The sequence below is a fragment of the Streptococcus sp. 714 genome (assembly GCF_013277115.1).
Classification (GTDB): domain Bacteria; phylum Bacillota; class Bacilli; order Lactobacillales; family Streptococcaceae; genus Streptococcus.
Map to the genome: position 1 here is coordinate 1 of NZ_VMMH01000013.1, position 4,840 is coordinate 4,840.

Here is a 4,840-nt window from a genome sequence, read left to right on the forward strand (position 1 = left end):
CTACAAATATTATAGAGCCAGAAAGAAAAGGAATAATGAGAAAATCCCCTGCTAGTAGAATAGTCTATTAGCAGGGGATTCTTTTAATTTCTTCTAATCTTAGCAAGAGCAAGATTGAGTGCATAGTGGAGTGTTTTATCTTTGGTAAGAAATAGCGTCAAGAGATAATAGATACCGCAAGCTGTTACAGTAGAGAGTACCATGAGTATCATATTGAGGTTGACTGTAAATGAGTTGATTTGGAAAAGGAATTTAAACGCAAAATAGATTGGGATGAATCCAAGGGATACAATAGTATAGCGTGTTAAAGCAGTAAAGATTTTTTTTAAGTCAAGCAGATGATGTTTCTGGATAAAGTAAATTTCTAGTAGAACAACTACAGTTTCTGCAATAACAGTAGTAGCAATGTAGTACTCTGGTGCAAAAATATTATTGAAATACAAGAGACTGTTGAGTAGGATATTAGCATCACCACCAATAAAGTAAAAGGCTGTTAAACGATTTTCGTGGTCGTTGATGAAGATAATTTGTTTACCAAGGATTAACTCAATGGCCCAAATGATAGTACGAAAGGTGAAGACACTAGTCACAATACCTGCTTCAAGGTATTTTTCAGAAGAGTAGATGACTGCAGAGTAGTTTCCTAATACCATAATCCCAATACTAGTTGGAATGATAAGGAAATAAAAGAGGGCAGCTCCTTGATTCAGAAGGTTTTTATAAGATTCGTAGTCTTTCTTACCGAGATAGTAGCCGAGACGTAGAATACTGACGTTGATAGTTCCATTCAGAACACTGGCAATCAACATGACGATGCTGGAAGCAATAGTGTAATAAGAAATGTAGTTTTCATCAGGCCCTTTGGTGATAAACATTCTATCAAGTAAGGTATAGAGCATATTGGCATTAGCTAGAAGCAACATGGTCAAGAGTGGTTTGGATGCTTTGACTAATTCGACAAGACCAATCTTAACAAAGGAAACTTCTCGTTTAATCCAGAGAAAACTGAGTAGATAGTTGAGAATTGTCGTTGCACTCATGATGATTGCATAAGGTACGATATCATTTGGAGTTTTTACAAAGGTGAAGATAGCAATCAATATGGCAATGCGAATAACCAATGTTTTGTATAAGATGAATGCATAATTTTCATAAGCTTCGTTCATCCATTCGATATTGAGGAATTGGAAGAGTGCTTGAGCTCCGAGGATGTAGTAAAGGACTTTCAGGTTCTCAATGCTGGTGTCAAAGAAGATAAAGAGGAAGTAGATACCAGTCGTCAGGAGAGAAGTGAAAACAGAAATATAAAACAACTTAGAAAAGACATAGTTGATTTTATTCTTATCGTCCTTGACCTTACTGATAGCTCGAATTCCGTAATTGTATATCCCAAAGGCAGCTAAAGGAATGACAAAGCTAGCCTAGGTATTTGCGGTATTGAAATAACCGTAGTTGGATTTGCTGAGAATCCGCGTCAGATAAGGATTGGTTATCAGAGGAAAAACGATATTGAGAACATTGACTAGCAAGCTAGCCAGTGCATTAACTTTTATATTCTTCATTGTACTTTCTTGTATTGTAAAATAGTCTCTAGTATTATATCACATTCTCGCTTCATTCTTTTGATAAAATCTTAAAAATCTAGTATAATAGATAGAACTGAAAGTATGAGGTTACTAGCAATGAAAATGAAACAAATTAGTGATACAACTTTGAAAATCACGATGTCTTTAGAGGATTTGATGGATCGTGGCATGGAGATTGCTGACTTTCTCGTGCCTCAAGAAAAAACAGAAGAGTTCTTTTATGCTATCTTGGATGAGTTAGAGATGCCTGATAGCTTTCTAGATACAGGTATGTTGAGCTTCCGTGTGACTCCAAAACCTGATAAGGTAGATGTTTTTGTAACAAAATCAAAGATTGACCAAAATCTAGATTTTGAAGACTTATCGGATTTACCAGATATGGAAGAATTGGCTCAAATGTCGCCAGATGAATTTATCAAAACCTTGGAAAAAAGCATCGCAGACAAAACCAAGGATGATATCGAAGCGATTCAATCTCTAGAGCAAGTCGAAGCTAAGGAAGAAGAGCAAGAGCAGGCTGAACAAGAAGTTGAAGGAAAGAAAGAGCCTTACATCTACTACATCCTTTCTTTTGCTAAGTTGGCTGATTTAGTGGCTTTTGCCAAGACAGTGACCTTTGAGATGGAAACTTCTGAACTCTACAAAATGAACGAGCGCTATTATTTGACCATTTTAGTAGATATTGAAAATCATCCAAGTCCATATCCAGCTTGGCTGTTGGCCCGTATGCGCGAGTTTGCGGACGATAGTGATATCAGTCGCTCAGTTTTGCAAGAGTATGGTCAAGTCTTGATGAATCACGATGCTGTGCTAAATCTGCAAAAGATTGGATAATCATTTCTGGAAAGCTATTTCTATATTTTAAGGAGAGCGAATCGTCTGATTCGTTTTTTCTTTTCTAGACTGAAATAGTGATTTACTATAATAGGAATTTTCATAAAATTCTGTTATAATAGCTATATTAGAAAATTTCGAGGAGACAAACATGACAGTTAAAATTGCTTTACTAGGATTTGGTACCGTTGCAAGTGGTGTGCCTTTCCTCCTAAAGGAAAATGGAGAAAAAATCAATCAATCAGCACATTCAGAGATTGAAGTTGCTAAAGTATTGGTCAAAGATGAAGATGAAAAGAATCGCTTGCTTGCAGCAGGGAATGACTTTAACTTTGTAACCAATGTGGATGATATTTTAGCAGACAAGGACATTACAATCGTAGTGGAATTGATGGGACGTATCGAACCAGCTAAAACCTTTATCACTCGTGCCTTGGAAGCTGGGAAACATGTTGTTACTGCCAACAAGGACCTTTTGGCTGTCCATGGCGCAGAATTGCTAGAAATCGCTAAAGCTAACAAGGTAGCACTTTACTACGAAGCAGCAGTAGCTGGGGGTATTCCAATTCTTCGTACTCTAGCAAATTCATTGGCTTCTGATAAAATCACTCGCGTATTGGGTGTAGTCAATGGAACTTCTAACTTCATGATGACCAAGATGGTGGAAGAAGGTTGGTCTTACGATGATGCTCTTGCGGAAGCACAAAGACTAGGATTTGCAGAAAGTGACCCGACAAATGACGTAGATGGGATTGATGCAGCCTACAAGATGGTGATTTTGAGTCAATTTGCCTTTGGCATGAAGGTTGCCTTTGACGATGTAGCCCACAAGGGAATCCGCAATATCACACCAGAAGACGTAGCTGTAGCTCAAGAACTTGGCTATGTAGTGAAATTGGTTGGTTCTATTGAGGAAACTCCTTCAGGAATTGCTGCAGAAGTAACTCCAACCTTCCTACCCAAAGCGCACCCACTTGCTAGTGTGAATGGAGTAATGAACGCTGTCTTTGTGGAATCTATCGGTATCGGTGAGTCTATGTACTACGGACCAGGTGCGGGTCAAAAACCAACAGCAACAAGTGTTGTGGCGGATATTGTCCGTATCGTTCGTCGTTTGAATGATGGAACGATTGGTAAAGACTTCAATGAATATAGCCGTGATTTGGTCTTGGCAAATCCAGAAGATGTCAAAGCAAACTACTATTTCTCAATCTTGGCTCCAGACTCAAAAGGTCAGGTCTTGAAATTGGCTGAAATCTTCAACGCTCAAGATATTTCCTTCAAGCAAATCCTCCAAGATGGTAAAGAAGGTGATAAGGCACGTGTCGTTATCATCACACATAAGATTAATAAAGCCCAGCTTGAAAATGTTTCAGCTGAATTGAAGAAGGTTTCAGAATTCGACCTCTTGAATACCTTCAAGGTGCTAGGAGAATAAGATGAAAATTATTGTACCTGCAACTAGTGCCAATATCGGGCCAGGTTTTGACTCGGTCGGTGTAGCTGTAACCAAGTATCTTCAAATTGAGGTCTGTGAAGAACGAGATGAGTGGTTGATTGAACACCAGATTGGCAAATGGATTCCACATGACGAGCGTAATCTCTTGCTCAAAATTGCCCTGCAGATTGTACCAGATTTGAAACCTAGACGCTTGAAAATGACCAGTGATGTTCCCTTGGCGCGTGGTTTGGGTTCTTCTAGCTCTGTTATTGTAGCTGGGATTGAACTAGCCAACCAATTGGGCCAGCTCAACTTGTCTGACCATGAAAAATTGCAGTTGGCAACCAAGATTGAAGGGCATCCAGACAATGTGGCTCCAGCCATTTATGGTAATCTCGTTATTGCAAGTTCCGTTGAAGGTCAAGTCTCTGCGATTGTGGCAGACTTCCCAGAATGTGATTTTCTAGCTTACATTCCTAACTATGAATTACGCACTCGCGATAGCCGCGGTGTCTTGCCTAAAAAATTGTCCTACAAAGAAGCTGTTGCTGCCAGTTCTATTGCCAATGTGGCGGTTGCTGCTTTGTTGGCAGGAGACATGGTGACAGCTGGGCAAGCAATCGAGGGAGACCTCTTCCACGAGCGCTATCGTCAGGACTTGGTGAGAGAATTTGCGACGATTAAGCAAGTAGCCAAAGAAAATGGTGCCTATGCAACCTACCTTTCTGGTGCCGGACCAACAGTGATGGTCTTGGCCTCTCATGACAAGATGCCGGCGATTAAAGCAGAATTGGAAAAGCAATCCTTCAAAGGCAAACTGCATGATTTGAAAGTTGATACCCAAGGTGTCCGTGTAGAAGCAAAATAAAGAATAGAAGATAGGATGGGGAAACTCTCGACCAGAGGGCTTCCTATCCTTTTTTTGAAAAGAAGTTTATACTCAATGAAAATCAAAGAACAAACTAGGAAGCTAGCCGCA

Annotated in this window: 3 protein-coding genes and 1 pseudogene; 3 read left to right on the forward strand and 1 reads right to left on the reverse strand. The window is 39.6% G+C overall.

Going from position 1 to position 4,840, the window contains the following annotated elements; translation table 11 throughout:
• Nucleotides 1-83 precede the first annotated feature (83 nt).
• Nucleotides 84-1,562: pseudogene (locus HT718_RS05340) on the reverse strand (oligosaccharide flippase family protein).
• 120 nt (nt 1,563-1,682) lie between these two features.
• On the opposite strand from HT718_RS05340, the gene mecA reads away from it, so the two are divergent.
• The 3 genes from mecA (at nt 1,683) to thrB (ending at nt 4,729) form a co-directional block, all read left to right on the forward strand.
• Entirely contained in the window at nt 1,683-2,420 is a 738-nt protein-coding gene (gene mecA, locus HT718_RS05345) for an adaptor protein MecA (protein WP_173267723.1), read from the forward strand.
• Nucleotides 2,421-2,571: 151 nt separating this feature from the next.
• Entirely contained in the window at nt 2,572-3,858 is a 1,287-nt protein-coding gene (locus HT718_RS05350) for a homoserine dehydrogenase (RefSeq protein WP_173267725.1), read from the forward strand.
• 1 nt (nt 3,859) lies between these two features.
• Nucleotides 3,860-4,729, forward strand: a complete 870-nt coding sequence (gene thrB / locus HT718_RS05355; protein ID WP_173267727.1) for a homoserine kinase — start codon at nt 3,860-3,862, stop codon at nt 4,727-4,729.
• Nucleotides 4,730-4,840: the final 111 nt, after the last annotated feature.

Excerpts from the sequence above, each read along its gene's own strand:
- mecA (WP_173267723.1), top strand. The coding sequence starts at position 1,683 with ATGAAAATGAAACAAATTAGTGATACAACTTTGAAAATCACGATGTCT.
- HT718_RS05350 (WP_173267725.1), top strand. The coding sequence starts at position 2,572 with ATGACAGTTAAAATTGCTTTACTAGGATTTGGTACCGTTGCAAGTGGT.
- thrB (WP_173267727.1), top strand. The coding sequence starts at position 3,860 with ATGAAAATTATTGTACCTGCAACTAGTGCCAATATCGGGCCAGGTTTT.